Origin of the sequence: Saccharospirillum mangrovi, from assembly GCF_003367315.1 — a bacterium.
GTDB lineage: Bacteria > Pseudomonadota > Gammaproteobacteria > Pseudomonadales > Natronospirillaceae > Saccharospirillum > Saccharospirillum mangrovi.
Window position 1 is genome coordinate 926,889 of record NZ_CP031415.1, and the last position, 20,928, is coordinate 947,816.

The window sequence follows — 20,928 nt, forward strand, 5'->3', positions numbered from 1 at the left end:
TCCAGGTGAGTGATGTAAAACGTTATTTCGGCACCGACGGCATTCGCGGTCGGGTGGGCGACGGTGTGATCACACCGGATTTTGTCCTGAAATTAGGTTGGGCGGCCGGTCGTGTTTTCGCCCGCGAAGGCAAAGGCCGCATCCTGATCGGCAAAGACACGCGCATTTCCGGCTATATGTTCGAATCGGTTCTGGAAGCCGGTTTGTCGGCCGCCGGTTGCGACAGCCTGTTGGTCGGCCCGATGCCGACACCAGCGATTGCCTACTTGACGCGCGCCTTTCACGCCGATGCCGGCATCGTGATTTCGGCGTCGCACAATCCGTATTACGACAATGGCATTAAATTCTTTTCGGCCGCCGGTACCAAACTGCCGGACGAACTGGAACTCGCCATTGAAGCCGAATTGGAATTGGCGCTGACCACCGCCGACAGCGATCAACTCGGTCGCGCCAGCCGCATTCCGGACGCCGGCGGCCGATACGTCGAATTCTGCAAAAGCACCGCCGGCTACATCGGCTTGGGCGGGATGAAAATCGTGCTCGATTGCGCCCACGGCGCCACCTACGACGTAGCCCCAAAAGTGTTTCGCGAACTCGGTGCCAAAGTCAGTGTTATTGGCGCCCAACCCGATGGCCTGAACATCAACGAAGGTGTCGGCTCGACGCACCCGGCCAACTTGCAGCGGGCGGTGTTGGAGCAGCAAGCCGATCTGGGTATCGCCTTTGACGGCGACGGCGACCGTTTGTTGATGGTTGATGGCGACGGCGAACTCGTCGATGGCGATGAACTGCTGTACATCCTGGCGATGCACATGCAATCGACGGGTCAGCTCAATGGCGGTGTTGTCGGCACGCTGATGACCAACCTCGGTCTGGTGGTTGCACTGGAGCGCGAAGGCATTGAACTGGTGCGCGCTCAGGTGGGCGACCGCTACGTGCTGGAACAGCTCAACGAACGCGGCTGGAATCTGGGCGGCGAAAATTCCGGTCATCTGGTGTGCAAACACGTCACCACCACGGGCGATGGCATCGTCTCGGCATTACAGGTGTTGTGTGCCTTGATTCAGGCCGACCAGACGCTGTCGCAAGCCAAGTCCGGCATGCGCAAGTTCCCGCAGGTGATGATCAACGTGCAAATGCCGCAGAAAAAAGACGTGCTGTCGTTGCCCTCGGTTGTCGCTGCTGTTGCGGCCGCTGAAGCCGAACTGGGCCGGACGGGTCGCGTGCTGTTGCGGCCGTCAGGTACCGAACCGCTGGTTCGCGTCATGGTGGAAGGCGAAGACGTCGGCCTGGTCAAACGCACTTGTCGGCAACTGGCGGCTGAAGTGGAAGCGGCGGTTCAGGCGGCTGTTTGACCGGCATTGGCTAACCCCTTGTTTTGAAACCACTCTTTTTGTCGGGTCGCTTGCTCGTGACCCACAAAGGCATTACACTCTGCGCCCGTTTTGAGGGAGGCCCACAATGCGCCGCAAGCTGGTAGCCGCCAACTGGAAGATGAATGGCAGCAAGGCTCAGACCGAAAGTCTGTTGAATGCCTTTGTTGCTGGCATCGATGCGAAAGCCGTCGATGCCGTAGTGTTCCCGCCCGCGCTCTATGTGGCTCAGGTTGCCCAGCTGTTAAATGGCACCGGGCTGGAGTGGGGTACTCAAAACGTCCATGCCGCCGATAACGGCGCATTTACCGGTGAATTATCGCTGGGCATGGTGAAGGAATTTGGCTGTCGTTATGTGTTGATCGGCCATTCCGAGCGTCGCGAATTGTTTGGCGAAACCAATGCGGATGCCGCCACCAAGGTCGCGGCCGCGTTGAACGCTGATGTGATCCCGATGTTGTGTGTCGGTGAAACATTACAGCAGCGTGAAGCCGGTACTACCGAAGCGGTGGTGGGCGAGCAATTGGATGCCGTGCTGAATGAAGTCGGTATCGAAGCGTTCAAACGCATCGTCATTGCTTACGAACCGGTTTGGGCCATCGGCACAGGCAAAACCGCCACGCCGGAGCAGGCGCAAGCGGTGCATGCATTTATTCGTGCCCGTCTGGCCAAGGCGGATGGCGATGTAGCGGCCCAGTGCCGGGTTTTGTATGGCGGCAGTGTTAAAGCTGCCAATGCACAAGAATTGTTTCAGCAGCCGGATATTGACGGTGGCTTGGTCGGTGGAGCGTCTCTGCAAGCCGATGAGTTCACCGCCATCTGCCAGGCTGCAGCTGAGGTTTAACCGATATGATGGTCGAAAATTTAGTTCTGGTTGTGCACGTCTGCCTGGCGGTGGCCTTGGTCGGTTTCGTGCTGATTCAGCGCGGTAAAGGTGCCGATGCCGGTGCGTCTTTTGGTGGCGGCGCGTCGCAAACCGTTTTCGGTAGCAGCGGCAGCGGCAACTTCCTGACCCGCACCACTGCTGTTTTGGCAACCGGTTTCTTTTTGACCAGCTTTGGCTTGGCCTACGTCGCCAAACAAAAAGCCAGCGGTCTGGATGATTTGGGTTTGGACATTCCTGCTGTTGAACAAAGCGCGAGTGAGCCATCCAACAGCGCCGACGATCTCAGTGAGATTCCGGCCGCTGAAGGCAGCACCACTGAGGTACCTGCCGAGTAAGTTTTGCCGACGTGGTGGAATTGGTAGACACGCCATCTTGAGGGGGTGGTGGGCTCACGCCCGTGCTAGTTCGAGTCTAGTCGTCGGCACCAATACACGGGCCTGGTTTCCAGGCCCGTTTTCTTTCTCCCGGATATCACTGGCCGGGGCAGCCTTGAAAGTCGGGTAGCGCATCCCTATAATTCGCGCCGCTCGCAGGTGATCCGTACCTGGATTTTCGAGCAAAGTTTGTTGCGGGGTGGAGCAGTCTGGTAGCTCGTCGGGCTCATAACCCGAAGGTCGTAGGTTCAAATCCTGCCCCCGCTACCAATAAGAAGTGGGCGTCGCTTTAGGTGGTAAGGCGTCCCAGCGGTAAGGTCCAGGCTGCACATCCGTGTGCAGCCGTAAAACCGAACAGGAAGCATGCTTCCTAAGCGTTCGGTTTTACCCTGCCCCCGCTACCAATTGAGATGTTGTTTCTTTATATAAGGAAACAACATTTCCGGAATTCTGCGGAATTCCAGGGTCTTCGGACCACCGGGAGCCAGAGGGCCTCCCGTAGCATAAAGAAGTCCATCGGACTTCAGCATTAAGCCCCTCATGCAGGGGCTTTTTTGTACGCGCAGCCTCTGGATGAGGTAAATGGACGCCGGCGGCGGCCATTGTCGAGATCAGTCATCATTGGTCTGGGCCTGCGGAATCGGCGCCGATGCGACGGTTCCAAAGTCGCCCTTTTTTTGTTTTTGAAAAAGCGCTCAACCAGAGGACGCCCATGGCGAAAGTAGACGAACTGAGCAGCCTGTTGGAGCCGGTGGTAACCGGTTTGGGCTATGTGTTCTGGGGGCTGGAATATGTAGCGCGCGGCAAGCACAGCTTGTTGCGGGTTTATATCGATCACGAAGACGGCATCACTGTCGATCATTGCGCTGAAGTCAGCCATCAGATCAGCGCGGTCATGGATGTCGAAGACCCGATCAGTCAGAACTACACCCTGGAAGTGTCATCACCGGGTATGGATCGACCGCTGTTTACGCTGGAACAATTTGCGCTCTACATCGGCGAGTGGGTGGATGTGCGATTGCGCGTCGCGTTCGAAGGTCGCCGTAAATTCAAAGGCGTACTCACCGCCATCGAAGACGGCGATATTTGTGTGACGCTCGACGGCAGCGATTATCTGCTGCCCATTGAAAGCATTGAAGTGGCGCGTTTGGTGCCGAACTTCGACAACGATTTAACCGATTAATCGCAAAGGAAGCCCGGTACAGGCCCGGCAAACGAGAGGCTGAGACGATGAGCAAAGAAATTCTTCTGGTCGTGGACGCGGTAGCGAACGAAAAGGGTGTTTCCCGGGAAGTCATTTTTGACGCCATGGAACTCGCTTTGGCCGCTGCGGCCAAGAAGCGCTTTGACGACGAAGGCGAAGCGGACATTAAGGTAGCTATTGACCGTCTTTCTGGTGAATACGAAACCTTCCGCCGCTGGACCGTCACCGCGGACGATGTCGTGCCGCTGCTGGGTTCCGAGTGGACCGTCGAAGAAGCGCACGAAGTCGACAAGACGCTGCAACCGGGCGATGTCTACGAAGAGAAAGTGGAAAACGCCGGCTTTGGTCGCATCAGCGCCCAGGCCGCCAAACAGATTATCGTGCAGAAAGTGCGCGAAGCTGAGCGCGCGAAAATTGTTGAGCAATATCGCGAACGTGTCGGCGAAATGGTGTTGGGTACGGTTAAGAAAGTTACCCGTGACAACATCATTGTCGATCTGGGTAACAACGCCGAAGCCGTATTGCCGCGTGAAGAAGTCATCGGTCGCGAAACTTTCCGCATCGGCGATCGCGTGCGTGCAGTACTGCAAGGCGTGCGTGCCGAAGGCCGTGGCCCGCAGTTGGTGTTGAGCCGCGCCAGCAACGAAATGCTGATCGAATTGTTCCGCATCGAAGTGCCAGAAATTCAGGAAGAAGTCATTGAAATTCGTGGCTGCGCTCGCGACCCGGGTTCACGTGCCAAGATCGCTGTGAAAACCAACGATGGCCGAATTGATCCGGTCGGCGCTTGCGTCGGTATGCGCGGTTCGCGCGTTCAGGCGGTGTCGAACGAACTGAACAACGAACGCGTCGACATCATCTTGTGGGACGACAACCCAGCGCAGTTGGTGATCAACGCCATGGCACCGGCCGAGGTCGCTTCCATCGTGATGGACGAAGACACCCACACCATGGATGTCGCGGTCGCTGAAGACAACCTGGCCATCGCCATCGGCCGCAGCGGTCAGAACGTGCGTCTGGCCAGCGACCTGACCGGCTGGACCATCAACGTGATGACCGAAGCCGAAGCCGGTGAAAAACAGGAAGCCGAAGCCGGCGAACTGGTGCGCTACTTCGAAGACAAACTCGACGTCGATGAAGACATTGCGCTGGTGCTGGTGGAAGAAGGTTTCACCACCGTCGAAGAAGTGGCTTACGTGCCGCAGGAAGAATTCCTCGCCATCGACGGTTTCGATGAAGACATTGTTCAGGAACTGCGTCAGCGCGCCAAAGACGTGCTGTTGACCCAGGAACTGGCCAGCGAAGAACAGCTGGACTCCGCAACCCCGGCAGAAGATTTGCTGACCTTGGAAGGCATGGACGATCTGTTGGCTCGCACTTTGGCGACCAAAGGCATTTGCACCATGGAAGATCTGGCAGAACAAAGTATCGATGACCTGATGGACATCGACGGAATGAACGAAGAGCGCGCCGGTCAATTGATCATGGCAGCACGGGCGCCTTGGTTTGAAAACGACTAATCACGGGTAGGAGGAATCCATGGCAGAAGTCACCGTTAAACAACTGGCGGAGAGCGTTGGTACACCCGTTGATCGTTTGTTGAAACAGATGAGCGATGCGGGTCTGCCGCACCAGTCGGAAAGCGACGCCGTCAATGACGACCAGAAGCAGACCCTGCTGACCTTTTTGAAAAGCAGCCACGGCGAAAATGGCGACAGCGCGCCGAAGAAAATCACCTTGAAACGCAAGGTGACGACGCAGCTGAAAACCGGCGGTTCAGCACGGGGCAAGACGGTCAATATCGAAGTGCGCAAGAAGCGCACTTACGTTAAACGCGACGTTGAAGACGCCGTAGAAAACGGCGCGCCGGTTGAAGAAGCCGCAGCACCGGAAGCCGCCGCTGCACCGACGACGGCCAACAACGGCGCCAGTCGTCGTGCCGAAGAAGACGCCAAACTGGAAGCGGCGCGCCTGCGCGATGCCGAAGAAAAGGCACGCGCCGAAGCCGAACGCAAAGCTGCAGAAGCGGCGCGTCAGGCCGCTCAAGCTCCGGACGAGGAAGAAGATCCGCAACTGGCCGTTGCCGACGCCGAAGCCAAAATGGCGAAGGAAGATCGCACTTCCGAGAAGAAAAAACACAAGACTGAAAAACCGGTTCGGGTCGACGATGGCCCGGCTGGCGACAGCCGTAAAGCCGGTCACAAAAAAGGCGGCAAAAAAGCCGAAGTGGCGCAGCGCACGGTCAGCGGTCGTGGCAACAAACATCAACAGATGTTGTCGGTGTTGGACGAAGGTGACGGTGACGGTTTTGGCCGTCGTCGTCGTCGTAAATCCAGCAAGCGTCGCGATCACCAGTTCGAACGTCCGACCGCGCCGGTCGTGCGTGAAGTGCAACTGGGCGAAGCCATCATGGTGGCCGACCTGGCGAACCAGATGTCGATCAAAGCCGCTGAAGTGGTCAAAGTCCTGTTCAAGATGGGTGTGATGGTCACTGTGAACCAGAGCATCGATCAGGACACCGCCATTCTGGTGATCGAAGAAATGGGTCACAAGTACGCCGTGGTGAACGAAAACGCCATGGAAGACGACGTGATGGAAGTGACCTACGACGGCGAAGAAACGCCGCGTGCTCCGGTCATCACCGTCATGGGTCACGTCGACCACGGCAAGACCAGTTTGCTCGACCATATTCGCCGTACCCGAGTGGTCGCGGGCGAATCCGGTGGTATTACCCAGCACATCGGCGCGTACCACGTGAAGACCGACAAAGGCATGATCACCTTCCTGGATACCCCGGGACACGCGGCCTTTACCGCCATGCGTGCACGCGGTGCTCAGGCGACTGACGTGGTGATTCTGGTGGTGGCCGCAGACGACGGCGTGATGCCGCAAACTGAAGAAGCCATTCAACACGCCAAGGCCGCCGGTGTACCGTTGATCGTTGCCATCAACAAGATGGACAAAGAAGAAGCCGATCCCGATCGCGTCACCAACGAATTGTCGCAGCGCGATGTGATTCCGGAAGCCTGGGGTGGCGACACCCAGTTTGTTCAGGTGTCGGCCCACACCGGCCAAGGCATTGACGAACTGCTCGACGCCATTCTGCTGCAAGCCGAAGTGCTCGAACTGAAAGCACACGCCACTGGCCCGGGTAAGGGTGTGGTGGTGGAATCCAGCCTCGACAAAGGCCGCGGTGCGGTCGCGACGGTACTGGTTCAGTCCGGTCTGTTGCGCAAAGGCGATGTCGTACTGGCCGGTTCTTACTACGGCAAAGTGCGTGCGCTGCTGGACGAAAACGGTCAGCAGGTCGAACAAGCCGGCCCGTCCATTCCGGTCGAAATTCTCGGCCTGAACGGCACGCCGGACGCCGGTGACGACTTCGTGGTCGCTGAAAGTGAACGCTCCGCACGTGAAGTGGCGGAAATGCGATTCGAGCGCGCCAAGGAATCCATCCAGGCGCAGCAGCAGGCGGCCAAACTCGATGCGCTGTTCCAAGGCATGGGGTCGGACGAACAGCAGAATCTCAACGTCGTACTCAAAGCCGACGTGCGCGGTTCGCTGGAAGCCATCAGCGCCTCCTTGCAGAAGCTGAGCACCGACGAAGTGAAGGTGAACATCATCGCCAGCGGCGTGGGTGCGATTTCCGAATCCGACGCCAACCTGGCGATTGCCGCCGGTGCGGTGGTGTTCGGTTTCAACGTGCGTGCCACCGGCAAGGCTCGGGATGTGATCGAAAGTGCCGGTCTGGATCTGCGTTATTACAACGTCATCTACGATCTCATCGACGACGTCAAAGCCGCCATGAGTGGTCTGCTGTCGCCCGATCTGCGCGAAGAGATCGTCGGTCTGGCCGAAGTGCGCGATGTGTTCAACTCGCCGAAATTCGGTCAGGTGGCTGGCTGTATGGTCATCGAAGGCACTGTCTACCGGAACAAGAAAATCCGTGTTCTGCGCGACGAAGTCGTTATCTTCGAAGGCGAGCTGGAATCGCTGCGTCGCTTCAAGGACGACGTCCAGGAAGTGCGTCAGGGTATGGAGTGCGGTATCGGTGTCCGCAACTACAATGACGTCAAAGCTGGCGACAAGATCGAAGTATTCGACGTTAAAGAAGTTGCTCGCAGCATCGAAGACTGATGCCCAATCGCCCCGGCCTTGTGCCGGGGCATCACGCTTTAGCTAGGTAATCCTATGGCCAAAGAGAACAGTCGCCTGCGCCGCATTGGCGATCAGATGCAACGCGATCTGTCAGTGCTGATTCAGCAGGAAGTCAAAGACCCGCGCCTGGGCATGGTGACCATTAATGCGGTCAAGGTCAGCCGCGATCTGTCCTACGCCGACATCTATTTCACCTGCATGGCCTTTGGCGACAACGCCGAAGCCGAACAGCAACGCGCCGACCAGGAAGCGGTGTTGAACAAGGCCAGCGGCTTTTTGCGCTCCATGCTGGCGCAGGAAATTCAGCTGCGCGTTATGCCGCAACTGCGTTTTCATTACGACACCGTGCTGGAAACCGGCACGCGTCTGACTGGTCTGATCGACGAAGCATTGCGTCAGGACCAGGCCCGTCATCGGGACGACGACTGAGTCGTCCCGCTTCTTTCTGTTAATTCCCCGCTGACTCATGGCAAGACGCAAAAAAGGTCGCCCGCTCGACGGCGTTATTCTGGTCGATAAACCCGATGGCTGGTCGTCCAACGCTGTGCTGCAAAAAGTACGTTGGCTGTTCCAGGCACAAAAGGCCGGCCACACCGGCGCGCTCGATCCGTTAGCGACTGGCCTGTTGCCGATCTGTCTGGGCGAAGCCACCAAGTTCAGTCGTTTTCTGCTCGATGCCGATAAGGCCTACCGCGCCACCGCACGCTTGGGCGTAACCACCGACACACTCGACGCCGAAGGCGAGGTGACTCAAACCCGGCCGGTGCCTGAACTCAATCGCGACGCGGTTGAACGGCTGCTGGCGGAGCGCTTCACCGGCACCATCGAACAGGTGCCGCCGATGTATTCGGCGCTCAAACGCGACGGTCAGAAACTCTACGATTTGGCGCGCCAGGGCAAAACCATCGAGCGCGAAGCGCGGCCCGTGCAGATTTTCAGCCTGACGCTGGTCGAACTCGTCGGCGATGAGATGGTGCTCGACGTGCATTGCTCGAAAGGCACTTACATCCGCACCTTGGTCGGCGACATTGGCGAAGCCCTGGGCTGCGGCGCGCACATCACGGCGCTGCGACGCACCCGCCACGGCCGCTTCGATCTGCGCGATGCGCAACGGCTCGATACCTTAATCGAACGCCAGGAAGCGCAGGGCCATGAAGCCTTGGACGAATGGTTGCTGCCGCTGTCATCGTTGTTGGTCGATTTACCGCAAATCGAACTCAGCGAGGCACAGGCGCGGCGCTTTTGTCACGGCAATCCGGTCAGTCATTTCACTTTGTCGCAGCCGTTGACCGGTCTGGCGCAGGCGGTTTGCGACGGGCGTTTTCTCGGTGTCGGTGAACTCAGCGATGACGCTGGCCTGCAGCCGATTCGGCTGGTGGTCAGCCCGTCCGATTGAGGCCTTTGTTCCACCTGGACGCTGTTGTATAATCCCGCGCGGTTTGCCGCCGTGACGGCAGCAAACTGGAATGCCACTGTTAATATGCGCGGTGGTCACTCCTTTAAATTTGGCATATTCGTGGAGTTAAACCATGTCACTGACAGTTGAACAGAAAGCGGAAATCGTGAAGGAATTCGGTACCGGCGCCAACGATACCGGCTCTCCTGAAGTCCAGGTTGCACTGCTGACCCGCAACATCGAAGGTCTGCAAGGCCACTTCAAGGATCACAGCAAGGATCACCATTCTCGCCGTGGTCTGATCCGCATGGTTAACCAGCGCCGTAAGTTGCTGGACTACCTCAAGCGGAAAGACGTCGAACGTTACGCCACCCTGATCAAGAAACTGGGTCTGCGTCGCTAAGCGATACCGCCAAGGGCTCCGACAGGGGCCCTTGTTCGTTTCAAGCCAGTGTGACTGTGCTCCCGCCGTTTTATTTGCACTGTTTTTTTGGACGACCGTGAACAACGAGTTTTCCCCGGGCCGGTAATACACCGCCTGCGGAGCTTCTATCCATGAGGCCCAGGCAAGAAGGATGGGGCTTTATCGATAGAAGCATCGTTGGGATCGGGGTCCATCCATCCACCAAAAAAGGAGACTCATGTGAGTCATTTGACCCCTAAAACCCAAAGCTTCCAGTTCGGTGGCAAGACCGTCACCCTGGAAACCGCTCGCATTGCCCGCCAAGCCACCGGCGCTGTGCTGTGTAGCATTGAAGACACCGTCGTGCTGGCAACCGTTGTTGCCGCCAAAGAAGCCCCGGCCAACCAGCCGTTCTTCCCGCTGTCTGTGCACTATCAGGAAAAATACTACGCGGCCGGCAAAATCCCTGGCGGCTACCTGAAGCGTGAAGGCCGTCCGTCTGAGAAAGAGACCCTGACCTCGCGTCTGATCGACCGTCCGATTCGTCCGTTGTTCGCCAAAGGCTTCATGAACGAAGTTCAGGTCATCATCAACGTTGTCTCTGCCAACAAGACGGATGACCCGGATATCGCGGCGATGATCGCCACTTCGGCGGCGCTGTCTATTTCCGGCGTGCCGTTCAACGGCCCGATCGGTGCCGCCCGTGTTGGTTACACCGACGCTGAAGGTTACCTGCTGAACCCGACCTTCGAACAACTGAAAGAGTCGCGTCTGGACATGGTTGTCGCCGGCACCACCGATGCCGTGCTGATGGTGGAGTCCGAAGCGCAGGAACTGACCGAAGACCAGATGTTGGGCGCCGTGCTGTACGCGCACCAGGAATATCAAGCTGTGGTCGAAGCGATCAAAGCCTTCGCTGCGGCCAATGGCAAGCCGCGTTGGGACTTCGAACCCAAGCCGGAAAACACCGCCCTGATCGAACAGGTCACCGCTGCCTTTGGCGACAAGATTGCCCAGGCCTATCAGGTGTCTGACAAAATGGCGCGTTACGCCCAGTTGGATGCACTGAAATCTGAGCTGGTTGAACAACTGGCTAACGACGAAACCGGCCCGTCTGCCGACGAACTGAAATCCGTCTTCGCCAAGCTCGAGAAAAAACTGGTCCGTGGTCGCATCGTCAAAGGCGAGCCGCGCATCGATGGCCGCGACAACAAAACCGTCCGTCCGATCAGCGTCGAAGTTGGTGTGCTGCCGAACGCTCACGGTTCTGCCCTGTTCACCCGTGGCGAAACTCAGGCGTTGGTTGCTACCACTCTGGGCACGCTGCGCGACGGCAAGATGGAAGACCAGCTCAACGGCACCATCACCGATCACTTCATGTTCCACTACAACTTCCCGCCGTTCAGCGTCGGTGAAGCCGGCCGCATCGGTTCTGTTGGTCGTCGTGAAATTGGCCACGGCCGTCTCGCCAAGCGTGGCGTGTTGGCAATGATGCCGAACCAGGACGACTTCCCTTACACCGTGCGTGTGGTTTCTGAAATCACTGAATCCAACGGTTCTTCTTCCATGGCGTCTGTCTGTGGCGCGTCGCTGGCGATGATGGATGCCGGTGTGCCGGTGAAGAGCCCGGTGGCCGGTATCGCCATGGGTCTGGTGAAAGAAGCCGACGGTTTCGCGGTGCTGACCGACATCCTGGGTGACGAAGATCACCTGGGTGACATGGACTTCAAAGTGGCCGGTACCCGCACCGGTGTGACCGCTTTGCAGATGGACATCAAGATCGAAGGCATCACCGAAGAAATCATGGAGATTGCACTGGAGCAGGCCAACGCCGCGCGTCAGCACATTCTCGATGAAATGAACAAGGTGATTGCATCTTCGCGCACCGAGCTGTCCGACAAAGCCCCGACCATGCAAACGATGAAGATCGACACCGATAAGATTCGTGACGTCATCGGTAAAGGCGGCGCGACCATTCGCTCCATCGTTGAAGAAACCGGCGCGGAAGTGGACATCTCCGACGACGGTACCGTCCGTCTGTACGCCCCGGACAACGCCTCGGCCACCGCCGCCAAGAACAAGATTCTGGCGCTGACCACCGAGCCGGAACCGGGCACCGTTTACCAGGGCAAGGTTGTGCGCATCGCCGATTTCGGTGCTTTCGTACAGTTCCTGCCGGGTAAAGACGGTCTGGTACACATCTCGCAAATCGCTGATCGTCGCATCGAGAAAGTGACCGACGAACTGAGCGAAGGCGATGTAGTTGTGGTCAAGATCCTGGATGTCGACAACCGCGGTCGCGTGAAGCTGTCCATTCGCGAAGTGACCGACGAAGAACGCGCCAGCTTTGCCGACGCGCCGGCCGAATAAGCCAAATTGCGTTAAAAATGAGAAAACCCCGGCCAGTCCGGGGTTTTTTTATGGCTTGAAGCCGGCGACTGGATATGAGTTAGACGTTTTACGTCTGACAGCCTGTGGTATGCTTCATGCGTTTGAATTAGCGTTGTATTGGTGGCGACATCCAGTTGCGCGCCGTGGCAACCAGTGGTTGAATGAAAAGGTTATGAAATTTTTGGCTGATTCTGATGTGACAAGCACTTCGTTCTGGTTGCGCCACCCTGATTCCACCCAGGCGGCTGTTCACCTGGCGTTGCAGTGGCTGGCCTATGTGTATCCCTCCAGCGAACAACACCTGCGCGACACGTTAAAGCGGTCGCTGTCTTATACCGACGACACTCTGGTTGAGCGTTGGCGTCAATTGCTCGAAAACCAACCGATCGAGCAACACGTCGAGGCTCTGCGCTGGTTGTCGGAAACCTTATCGCGCGATCAGGTGCCGTTTTTGGTTGAAACCTGCTGGCGGTTACTGCTGGTGCATCATGAAATGCCCAGCCAGGTGCCGTTGGCGCTGCGTTTGATGGGTCGCGTTCTGGATGTTTCTGAAGACCGCGTGCTGGAAATCGGCGAACGCATTCAGCGTGAAACCCAGGAAGAAAATGGCGATTACGATCGCTCGCCGCTGTTGCCGGAAGACCCGCGCTATCTGGATCGGGTGGAATGGCGGCTGTTCGGCATTCACGCCCGAACGCGACGCGCCCCGGCCCCCAAAGGCAACAAAAACAGCCAGTGGGCGTCTTATACACTGGTGTTTTTAATCGGCTTTATGATGGGCGGCGGTGCCGTGACGTATCTGGTTTGGGGTCCGACGCAATGGGGCCGCCCGCCAGTGCCGCGCATGTCGCATCTGGAAATGGAATCGACAACGCCGGCTGTTACACCGCCGGTGACTACGGTTGAATCACCCAGTGCCGCAGCCGATAGCGCCGTTACCGAAGCGCCGGTCGCCGACGCAAGCCCGGCAGCGGAAGCCGCAACGCCAGCGGCCACCGCTACGGCGGCCGCCACTCAACCTGCGCCACAACCCGAACCTGCTCAACCAACACCCACCCCGACGCCAGCGCAACCGACACCCGCACAACCGGCCCAAGCCAGTTCAGCGCCGGTGCAGACCGTGACTCCGGCTCAGCAGCCGAGCGATGGCCCGGCCATTTCATCGACCGGTTCGGAAGAAGTGCTGATGGCGGTGACGGCATCGGTACTGAACGTCCGTGCCGAACCGTCTACCGGCTCACCGGTGATTATGAAATTGGGTGAAGGTGCACGCGTGTGGGTGGATCCGGAGCAGCGGGTTGGATTCTGGGCTCGGGTTCGGGTCGCCGGTGAAATCGGTTACGCCAGCGCTAACTTCTTAGCGCCGGCCAACTGACGGCGTTTTAGTCCGGCAGTTCAACGCTGAGTTGGAGCGCCGCCAGGCGCTCCTGACTGCGCTGCCGGTAGCGTGCCCGCAATTCGCTGCCGGCCGGTTTCTCCAGGTAATACGCCAGTTGATAGGCATCGCCATCGCTGGCACCCGCCTTTTTCAGTTGTTCAATCAAACGATCTTCGGCAGAAAAATCCGGTGCGGGTAAGGCAACTTCCTGTGCCTCGAAATCGATCTCTTCGCCGTCGGCGAGCCGTTCAATCAGATTGCGATACACCGACTCAAACGCCGGCCAACTGTGCCGTTCCGGCTCTGAGCGCAATTTGAAATAGCCGGTTTCGCGCGCCGCCCATTGCACTGCCGGATGCTGCCAACGGGTTTGCGACGGGGCATGGCTGTTCTGGCAGGCTTCGAGATAGGCATCGCGTGTGGACGGTAAGCCGAGCGCTTGCGGGTCGGGCGTCAGATAGCGGACGAATTCTGCGATGGTCGGCGGCCAGGCCAGTTCCAGCTTGCAACGCTCCAACGCGTATTCGATGCGCGCCTGCTCAACACCGGCCAGGCTGTACGCCCATTCGCGTTTGGCTTGCGTCAGGGTTTCTTCGTCGCCATAAGCACTTTCAAAGCGGTGGGTGTAGATCAGCTGCATGCGCGCAAAGATCATGTTCACCAGCAGTTTGGTGTCGTGATCAAGCGGGCCTTTTTTACCAGTCGGTGTCGCGGATGTTACGGAGAGCTTCCCGGACTTTAGCCCGCTTGTCCCGATCAGGGTTTGCAGACTCTTGGGTGCGTTGGTTGCGCTCATAACGGCCCTTGTTGTTCAGTTGATCGTGCCAGGCGCGCTGAACCCAGTTCAGAAAGCGCACATCCCAGCTGTATTCTGCCTTGTCTCTATCCTGATAGTACTGGCGAAATTTGGCCAGTTCCGACAGCGCGAAGGTGATCGGAATGTCGTGGAAAGAGAGCAGGCGGGGAAAGTCTTCCGACGGTTCCCAGTCGGCGTGCATGCGGCTGCGTTCGGCGCGCACCGACATGGCCGGTGGTTGGTCGGCTTTCAGATAATCGAGTTCGTCTTCCATCTGGTTGCGGCGCCGGGCATCGTTCATGCGCCGCACCGGAACGCGCTCGACCGGCGGTTCCGATACTACCGCTGGCACCGACTCGCTCGGTTCCGCCAGATCGGCCAGTTGAATCTGCCAGGGGCCGTCGCCGGTCACTTCGAGCAACCCTTGCGCCTGTAATCGCCGCAATACCGAGCCAACCTGCACCGCGCTCCAGAACGGCAACAACCGCTGCCGATGGGCATCGGTCAGTTGCAGCGACGGGCCACTCATCAGCGTCAGTTCGCTGAGCAGTTGGTACAATAAGGCTTCTTCCAGGCCCAGTGTCTCGGCCAATGCCGGAGAAACCACCAGGACTTTCTCGGGTATCACAGAGGTTTCGCTCCAGGTACTCAGGTAAGGTCGGCCGATGCGGCCAGACAGGGTGAACAGCGGCGCGACCGATGGTCTGGCTGAAGGCGAAAGTCTACCATCGCCGGCGCCCGCTGTAGAATGGCAATTGACCATGGCGTTGCCTCCCCGGTGACGTTAGGCTGCGCAACCAGCGGCCGCTGTGGTCGACGGTTATTTTCGGCAAATCGCCAAGTGTGGAGTGTGGCCCTCTGGCATGAATGAACTTCTGTCCGTTCAACATCTGACCAAACGATATAAAAAACTGACCGCCGTCGACGACATCAGTTTCAACGTCGCCGAAGGCCAGTGTTTTGGTTTGCTCGGCCCCAACGGCGCTGGCAAAACCACCGCCATTGAAGTGATTGAAGGCATACTGCCGGCGACGTCCGGTGACGTTCGGTTATTCGGCGAGCCGGCGCGGCGACGCCAATACCAACGCGTCGGCATTCAATTTCAACACACCGCCTTGCCGGACTATCTGACCGTGCGCGAAACGCTGCAATTATTCGCGGCTTTTTATCCGCGCGCCTTGCCGTTGGACGACGCTATTGAGCTGTGCGCGCTTGGCGATTTTGTCGATCGCGATACGCGTCGTTTATCCGGCGGCCAACGCCAGCGTTTGTTGCTGGCGCTGGCGTTGATCAACGATCCGGATCTGGTGTTTCTGGACGAACCGACTACCGGCCTCGACCCGCAATCGCGGCGACATTTCTGGTCGCTGGTGCAGGCGATCAAAGCGCGCGGCAAAACCGTCGTGCTGACCACTCATTACATGGATGAAGCCCAGGTCTTGTGCGACCAGATCGCCATCATGGATGGCGGCCGCATCATCGAGCGCGGTGCACCGGCAGATTTGTTAGCGCAACATTTTGATGGCGTGTTGGTGCATTTGCCGGCGGCGTCGGTGCACGGCGTATCGCTGCCTTTTGCCGTGGTGGAGCGCGAAGACGGCATCGACATTCAGACCACGGCGGTTGATGAAACCGTCCGGCAATTAAGCGCCGCCGGTGTGCCGTTGGACGGATTAAAAGTCAGCAGTCCCAACCTCGAAGATTTGTTTTTGAAACTCACCGGCCATGCGCTGCGTGTCTGACTGAACGGAGCGTCACCATGTTGAGCCGCATGCTGGCGGTGCTGAAAGCCCGCAACAAAGAATTTCTGCGCGACCGCAGTTCGCTGACCTGGAATCTGATCTTCCCGGTGATTCTGATCGTCGGTTTTTATGTATTGCTTGGCCAGGCGCAGCCGATGTTCAAAGTCGGCGTTATCAGCGAGCAGGATGCCTATGTGAACCGGCCGAAATTCATGGCGCTGGAACACATTCAATTCGTGCCGTACGCGCATTTATCCGAAGCGCTCGATAAAGCTCGCCGCCATCAAATTGATCTGGTGATCGATCTGGATCAACGCCGTTATTGGGTCAACGAAGAAAGCCGCCAGGGTTACGTGGTCGAGCGATTGCTGGCGAGTTCCGATCCGGATTTTCAGCGCCGACGCATCAGCGGTGAACCGATTCGTTACATCGATTGGGTACTGCCGGGCATCCTCGGGATGAACATCATGTTCGCGTCGTTATTCGGTGTCGGACACGCCATTGTGCGTTATCGAAAAAACGGCATGTTGAAGCGATTGAAAGCCACGCCGCTGTCGGCGGTGGAATTTGTCAGCGCGCAAATTCTGTCGCGATTAATGACGGTGTTGGGTTTATCGTGTGCGATTTTTTTCGCCAGCCATTGGTTGCTCGGAACGCTGATGTTGGGGTCGGTCTGGGCGTTGTTGCTGACCTTCGTGCTCGGCGCGTTGGCGATGATTTCGTTGGGGTTGGTTGTCGCCAGTCGCACCCGCAGCGAAGAGTTGACCAGCGGTCTGATGAACATGGCCGCCTGGCCGATGATGGGTTTGTCGGAAGTCTGGTTTTCGTTGGAAGGTGCGCCGCTGTCGTTGCAGCGGTTTTCCGACTGGTTGCCATTGACGCATCTGGTGCAGGCGTCCCGCGCCATCGCCACCGAAGGCGCGGGAGTGGCCGCGATCAGCGATCATTTGCTGACACTCGCGGGCATGACGCTGGTGTTGTTATTGATCGCCGCAGCATTGTTCCGTTGGGACAGCGACCGCCGCTGATCGACGCGCCAAAAACCCTCAGTTATCGACCTCAATGCGCGGCGGCGCGGCGTCGCCGTTGTGGTTTTTGGCTTCGTACCGCTCCAGCGCTTCTTCGCACAATTGATAGCCTTCGGCGATGATTTCTTCCGACAGGTTGTAGTCGAACAGTCCACCCATACTGCGCGGAATTTCGATCAGAATGTCCGGCTGATGCGCCGCCAGTTTCATGTGCGCGATGGTGTTTTGCATGGTGTCGATGGAGCGGTTGATCAGTTCCATAATGCCCCATTTGTTTTGCGGTTCGGCTTCTTTGGCGTCTTCGTTCCACCAACGATCGATAAACCGACCGACGGCGCGCTGCACCGCATTTTGTTCTTTCGGGTCCACTTTGGGCGGTTGCTTCTTGCGCACCTTGGCGGTCGGGCGCGGAATTTCCTCGCGGCCGTTCAGGTTCACCGCCAAGGTTAAATCGGTGATGGTGCGCAGCGTTGGCGCCATCGGTACCGGGTTTAGCACGCCGCCGTCGACCAGCATCATGTCGCGGTAATAATGCGGCTTGAACACCGACGGAATAGCGATGGACGCACGAATGGCTTCGAACAGCGAGCCTTCGGTGAACCAGACTTCGCGCTGGCGTTCGATGTCGACCGCCACGGCAGTGAATTCTATCGGCAGGTCTTCGATCTGGGCGTCGCTGATCAGACGGCGCAGCACCGTCATGATTTTATCGCCTTTGAATAAGCCGCCGCCGTCGAACGATAAATCGAGCAGGCGCAGCACATCGCGGCGGTCCAGCGCCGTGACCCAGCTTTGGTATTTGTCGAGTTTTCCCGCCGCGTAAAAACCGCCGATCAGAGCGCCAATACTGGCACCGGCAATGTTGGTGATTTTGTAACCGTTGTCTTCCAGGCAACGGATGATGCCGATGTGCGCCATGCCCCGCGCACCGCCGCTGCCCAACACCAGAGAAACCGTTTTTTGCGTCACGATACTGTCTCCTCAACCGCTGCTGCCACGCGCCAGAATGTTGGGCGCCGGATTATTGTTTCACTTCGCTCACGGCGTTAAAAGAGCCGGCTCGCTGGCAATTCAACGCCAAGGCCATGCTAGACTTCGCCGACTGTTGTGACGGAGTTCCCCCGTGCTTGATCAAGTCCGAATCGATTTTGACCCCGCCAGCCTGACGCTGTTGAACAGCCTGCTGGCGCTGATGATGTTTGCTGCGGCGCTGTCGGTGCGCAGCGCCGATTTCCGCTACATTCTGCGTTCGCCCAAAGCGCCGTTGATCGGCTTGGCCTGTCAGTTTGTGCTGCTGCCGGCGGCGACGTATGGCCTGACGCGCGTGCTGAATTTAACGCCGTCCATCGCGCTCGGCATGATTCTGGTGGCGGCCTGTCCGGGCGGCAGTTTTTCCAACATCATGACCTGGCTCAGCCGTGGTCATCTGGCAACCTCGGTCAGCATGACGGCGATTTCCTCAACCGCCGCCCTGGTGATGACGCCGCTGAATTTCATGTTCTATGCCCGCCTGAACCCCGATACCCGTCCCATTGTTGAAGCCATTGCCGTCGAGCCGATGCAGATGATGAAACTGGTGGCGCTGGTGTTGGTGATTCCGCTGCTGCTGGGCATGTTCGCCGGCCAGCGTTTTCCTGGTTTTGCGCAGCGTGCCGACCGACCGGCGCGTTGGTTGTCGTTGCTGGTGTTTTTAGTGTTCGTCGCCATTGCCTTCAGCCGCAACGGCGGTTTGTTTATGCAGCACGCGGCGTCGTTTGCCGGCCTGGTGATTCTGCACAATGCCGTGGCACTGGCGTTGGGTTGGGGCTCGGCACGACTGGCGCGGCTCAGCGAATCTGAAGTGCGGGCGGTGACGCTGGAAGTGGGCATTCAGAATTCGGGGCTGGGGCTGATCATTCTGTTCAGCTTCTACCCGGAACTGGGCGGCATGATGTTGATTGCCGCCTTCTGGGGTGTCTGGCATTTGGTCAGTGGGCTGACGTTGTCGGCGTTCTGGTCGCGGCGCGCACCGCAGCCGTTGCCTGCCGTCTAGTGATGTTCCGCCGCGTACTGGCTCGGTGAGCAACCGGCCCAGCGCCGGAAGGCTTTGCTGAACGCCGAGTCGTCGCTGAAGCCCAATTGCCCGGCGATCTCGGCCAGCGAGCCGTGGTCGCCACTGAGCAAACGTTTGGCTTCGTCAAACTTCACCCGATCCGACAACAATTTAAAGGTGGTGCCTTCGTCCGCCAGTTTGCGGTTCAGATGGCGCCCGCTGATCTGCAATTGTTCGGCAATGCGGTCGCGACCCCAACGCGGCTGTGCCCGAATCCAGTCACTCACCTCGGCCGACACACTGCCTTGCACCAGTTCCGACAATTGATGATCGGCCAGCACTTTCATGCGGCGATACAGCGCTGCGTTGCTCTGGTTCAGCGGCAATTGCAGTTGGGCTGCATCGAACTGCACCGCGTCGGCTACCTGATGAAAACTGACCTCGGTGCCAAGGAACTGGCGATACAGTTCGGCGGGCGCTTGTGGGCCGTGGGTGAACGCAATGCGCTCGGGCTGAAAGCGGTCGCCGGTCATCCAGCGGCCCAGATGCACCAGCGTCGCCAGCGCCGCTTCAACGCGTTGCGCCCGGGCGGCATCGTAAGTGGGGGCGTAAATCAGCGTGGCGCGGCCGTCGGCCTGGGTGAAGGTGAATTCGCCACCTTCGCCGACCAGCGGATAGTAAGCAATCAGCGTTTCCAGGGTCTCTTCGAGCGTTTCGCTGCTGAGTAACAGAAAGCCAACGATGTCGAGATTGCCCGGCAAAAAGTGCTGGCTCAGCCGCAAACCGATGGACGGATCGCCGCTCAATTCCAACGCGCTTTGCCAGATGCGGTCCTGCAACGACAGCGGCACCCGGGCGCTTGGGTCGTAGCCGCTCAACTCGGTCTGCAACGGTTGCGGCAGGCTCAGACCCAGGCGCGGCAGATTGGTGAGAATCGCCTGAGTAAATGACTGCGTGACCGTTTTCTGATGCATGACCAAGGCCTCCGCCTCAGGGTTGCTGCGCCGGTTGGTGGCGTGCCTGTAACCAGGCGGCCTGTGCCGGTAGCGGCTGGTCGTCGGGCAATTCGTCCGGCTGCACGACAGCCACCACTTTCAGCCGAATGCGCTGGCGTTTGCCCAGGCGGTAGGCCCAGACCTGCGCCAGGGCGCGCACGATCGGATGAATGCGATGCAGCAGTTGGCGCGTTGGCGAGTGCGACATCTGCACATCGACCAGAACGATCGGCTTGCCGCTGCTGCGCGCCAACCGGACCACGCCAGTGCGCCACTGCGGATCGCGCGCTTCACTCCAGAACGGGTGCGCCACGCTGATGCCACCGGCCGGCGTCATCACCAGACGGCCACCTTCGGCGAGCAAAGCCTCAGCGGCATTGATGGAAGCGCGGCCGGCGTGGGAGCGACGTTGGTTGTCGAGCCGCACCGACAGAAAGACGCGCTGCAAAGGTTCAAACACATTGAGAAAATGCCGGGCGATCACGCGCGTTTTCAGCCCCGGCCGGCTGGCCAGCCAGGCCAGCGCCAGACCATCGAACAAACCGTGCGGATGATTACCGGCGACGATGCAGGAACCGAGATCGTCGATCAGTTCGGCGTTCTCCACTTCCAGCTCGAAGGCGTTGCGCCGAAACAGCCAGTCGAGCATGCCGTGCAGTTGGCCGTTACCGGCGCGCCAGGCTTGATTGAGTAAACGGTCGGCCCAGTCAACGCCAACCAGAATGAACAGGCCACGTCGTAACGGGCCAGGCCAGTGTTCCAACATACCGCTTGT

19 protein-coding genes and 2 tRNA genes are annotated in these 20,928 nt (G+C 58.6%); 16 read left to right on the forward strand and 5 right to left on the reverse strand.

Annotation, left to right across the window (positions count from 1 at the left end; all coding sequences use genetic code 11):
* Positions 1–5: 5 nt before the first annotated feature.
* From glmM to DW349_RS04435, 13 genes are all read left to right on the forward strand, one after another.
* Positions 6–1,355, forward strand: coding sequence for a phosphoglucosamine mutase (gene glmM, locus DW349_RS04375; protein WP_232819341.1), 1,350 nt, complete (start codon positions 6–8; stop codon positions 1,353–1,355).
* A gap of 106 nt (positions 1,356–1,461) precedes the next feature.
* The gene (gene tpiA, locus DW349_RS04380; RefSeq protein ID WP_108126072.1) at positions 1,462–2,217 is read left to right on the forward strand and encodes a triose-phosphate isomerase; all 756 of its coding nucleotides are present in this window, start codon (positions 1,462–1,464) and stop codon (positions 2,215–2,217) included.
* Between the two features lie 5 nt (positions 2,218–2,222).
* Positions 2,223–2,594, forward strand: a complete 372-nt coding sequence (gene secG / locus DW349_RS04385; RefSeq protein WP_108126071.1) for a preprotein translocase subunit SecG — start codon at positions 2,223–2,225, stop codon at positions 2,592–2,594.
* Positions 2,595–2,599: 5 nt separating this feature from the next.
* Positions 2,600–2,686 (forward strand) — tRNA-Leu (locus DW349_RS04390).
* 140 nt (positions 2,687–2,826) lie between these two features.
* Positions 2,827–2,903 (forward strand) — tRNA-Met (locus DW349_RS04395).
* Between the two features lie 442 nt (positions 2,904–3,345).
* On the forward strand, positions 3,346–3,816 hold the full coding sequence (gene rimP / locus DW349_RS04400) for a ribosome maturation factor RimP (protein ID WP_108126070.1): 471 nt from the start codon (positions 3,346–3,348) through the stop codon (positions 3,814–3,816).
* 47 nt (positions 3,817–3,863) lie between these two features.
* Complete coding sequence (nusA, locus tag DW349_RS04405) at positions 3,864–5,357, forward strand: transcription termination factor NusA (protein WP_108126069.1); 1,494 nt, start codon at positions 3,864–3,866, stop codon at positions 5,355–5,357.
* Positions 5,358–5,376: 19 nt separating this feature from the next.
* Positions 5,377–7,971, forward strand: coding sequence for a translation initiation factor IF-2 (infB, locus tag DW349_RS04410; protein ID WP_108126068.1), 2,595 nt, complete (start codon positions 5,377–5,379; stop codon positions 7,969–7,971).
* Between the two features lie 54 nt (positions 7,972–8,025).
* Entirely contained in the window at positions 8,026–8,421 is a 396-nt protein-coding gene (gene rbfA / locus DW349_RS04415) for a 30S ribosome-binding factor RbfA (RefSeq protein WP_108126067.1), read from the forward strand.
* Between the two features lie 37 nt (positions 8,422–8,458).
* The gene (gene truB / locus DW349_RS04420; protein ID WP_108126066.1) at positions 8,459–9,388 is read left to right on the forward strand and encodes a tRNA pseudouridine(55) synthase TruB; all 930 of its coding nucleotides are present in this window, start codon (positions 8,459–8,461) and stop codon (positions 9,386–9,388) included.
* A 133-nt stretch (positions 9,389–9,521) separates the two neighbouring features.
* Entirely contained in the window at positions 9,522–9,791 is a 270-nt protein-coding gene (gene rpsO / locus DW349_RS04425; protein WP_108126065.1) for a 30S ribosomal protein S15, read from the forward strand.
* A gap of 249 nt (positions 9,792–10,040) precedes the next feature.
* The gene (gene pnp, locus DW349_RS04430) at positions 10,041–12,161 is read left to right on the forward strand and encodes a polyribonucleotide nucleotidyltransferase (protein WP_108126114.1); all 2,121 of its coding nucleotides are present in this window, start codon (positions 10,041–10,043) and stop codon (positions 12,159–12,161) included.
* A gap of 193 nt (positions 12,162–12,354) precedes the next feature.
* Positions 12,355–13,557, forward strand: coding sequence for an SH3 domain-containing protein (locus DW349_RS04435; RefSeq protein ID WP_157954377.1), 1,203 nt, complete (start codon positions 12,355–12,357; stop codon positions 13,555–13,557).
* Positions 13,558–13,564: 7 nt separating this feature from the next.
* On the opposite strand, the gene DW349_RS04440 is transcribed toward DW349_RS04435, so the two are convergent.
* Together DW349_RS04440 and DW349_RS04445 are read right to left on the reverse strand one after the other, a co-directional pair.
* Complete coding sequence (locus DW349_RS04440; RefSeq protein ID WP_108126063.1) at positions 13,565–14,215, reverse strand: replication protein P; 651 nt, start codon at positions 14,213–14,215, stop codon at positions 13,565–13,567.
* 40 nt (positions 14,216–14,255) lie between these two features.
* A complete protein-coding gene (locus tag DW349_RS04445) occupies positions 14,256–15,119 on the reverse strand; it encodes a DnaT-like ssDNA-binding domain-containing protein (protein ID WP_157954375.1) in 864 nt (287 codons plus the stop codon).
* 100 nt (positions 15,120–15,219) lie between these two features.
* Between DW349_RS04445 and DW349_RS04450 the strand changes: the two genes are divergently transcribed.
* Positions 15,220–16,098, forward strand: a complete 879-nt coding sequence (locus DW349_RS04450; RefSeq protein WP_108126061.1) for an ABC transporter ATP-binding protein — start codon at positions 15,220–15,222, stop codon at positions 16,096–16,098.
* A 17-nt stretch (positions 16,099–16,115) separates the two neighbouring features.
* Positions 16,116–17,126: an ABC transporter permease gene (locus tag DW349_RS04455; protein ID WP_232819340.1), complete on the forward strand. Its 1,011-nt coding sequence runs from the start codon at positions 16,116–16,118 to the stop codon at positions 17,124–17,126.
* A gap of 18 nt (positions 17,127–17,144) precedes the next feature.
* Here the strand turns inward: DW349_RS04455 and DW349_RS04460 are convergent, their stop codons facing one another.
* Positions 17,145–18,095, reverse strand: coding sequence for a patatin-like phospholipase family protein (locus tag DW349_RS04460; RefSeq protein WP_108126060.1), 951 nt, complete (start codon positions 18,093–18,095; stop codon positions 17,145–17,147).
* A gap of 154 nt (positions 18,096–18,249) precedes the next feature.
* Here DW349_RS04460 and DW349_RS04465 point away from each other — a divergent pair, with 154 nt between their 5' ends.
* A complete protein-coding gene (locus tag DW349_RS04465) occupies positions 18,250–19,158 on the forward strand; it encodes a bile acid:sodium symporter family protein (protein WP_232819339.1) in 909 nt (302 codons plus the stop codon).
* Here DW349_RS04465 and DW349_RS04470 read toward each other — a convergent pair.
* Together DW349_RS04470 and DW349_RS04475 are read right to left on the reverse strand one after the other, a co-directional pair.
* Positions 19,155–20,132, reverse strand: a complete 978-nt coding sequence (locus tag DW349_RS04470) for an AraC family transcriptional regulator (RefSeq protein ID WP_108126059.1) — start codon at positions 20,130–20,132, stop codon at positions 19,155–19,157. The two genes, DW349_RS04465 and DW349_RS04470, sit on opposite strands and share 4 nt — an antisense overlap.
* A gap of 16 nt (positions 20,133–20,148) precedes the next feature.
* The gene (locus DW349_RS04475) at positions 20,149–20,919 is read right to left on the reverse strand and encodes a 1-acyl-sn-glycerol-3-phosphate acyltransferase (RefSeq protein WP_108126058.1); all 771 of its coding nucleotides are present in this window, start codon (positions 20,917–20,919) and stop codon (positions 20,149–20,151) included.
* Positions 20,920–20,928: the final 9 nt, after the last annotated feature.

Excerpts from the sequence above, each read along its gene's own strand:
- tpiA (WP_108126072.1), top strand. The coding sequence starts at position 1,462 with ATGCGCCGCAAGCTGGTAGCCGCCAACTGGAAGATGAATGGCAGCAAG.
- secG (WP_108126071.1), top strand. The coding sequence starts at position 2,223 with ATGATGGTCGAAAATTTAGTTCTGGTTGTGCACGTCTGCCTGGCGGTG.
- rimP (WP_108126070.1), top strand. The coding sequence starts at position 3,346 with ATGGCGAAAGTAGACGAACTGAGCAGCCTGTTGGAGCCGGTGGTAACC.
- nusA (WP_108126069.1), top strand. The coding sequence starts at position 3,864 with ATGAGCAAAGAAATTCTTCTGGTCGTGGACGCGGTAGCGAACGAAAAG.
- infB (WP_108126068.1), top strand. The coding sequence starts at position 5,377 with ATGGCAGAAGTCACCGTTAAACAACTGGCGGAGAGCGTTGGTACACCC.
- rbfA (WP_108126067.1), top strand. The coding sequence starts at position 8,026 with ATGGCCAAAGAGAACAGTCGCCTGCGCCGCATTGGCGATCAGATGCAA.
- truB (WP_108126066.1), top strand. The coding sequence starts at position 8,459 with ATGGCAAGACGCAAAAAAGGTCGCCCGCTCGACGGCGTTATTCTGGTC.
- rpsO (WP_108126065.1), top strand. The coding sequence starts at position 9,522 with ATGTCACTGACAGTTGAACAGAAAGCGGAAATCGTGAAGGAATTCGGT.
- DW349_RS04435 (WP_157954377.1), top strand. The coding sequence starts at position 12,355 with ATGAAATTTTTGGCTGATTCTGATGTGACAAGCACTTCGTTCTGGTTG.
- DW349_RS04440 (WP_108126063.1), bottom strand. The coding sequence starts at position 14,215 with ATGATCTTTGCGCGCATGCAGCTGATCTACACCCACCGCTTTGAAAGT.
- DW349_RS04445 (WP_157954375.1), bottom strand. The coding sequence starts at position 15,119 with ATGGTCAATTGCCATTCTACAGCGGGCGCCGGCGATGGTAGACTTTCG.
- DW349_RS04450 (WP_108126061.1), top strand. The coding sequence starts at position 15,220 with ATGAATGAACTTCTGTCCGTTCAACATCTGACCAAACGATATAAAAAA.
- DW349_RS04455 (WP_232819340.1), top strand. The coding sequence starts at position 16,116 with ATGTTGAGCCGCATGCTGGCGGTGCTGAAAGCCCGCAACAAAGAATTT.
- DW349_RS04470 (WP_108126059.1), bottom strand. The coding sequence starts at position 20,132 with ATGCATCAGAAAACGGTCACGCAGTCATTTACTCAGGCGATTCTCACC.
- DW349_RS04475 (WP_108126058.1), bottom strand. The coding sequence starts at position 20,919 with ATGTTGGAACACTGGCCTGGCCCGTTACGACGTGGCCTGTTCATTCTG.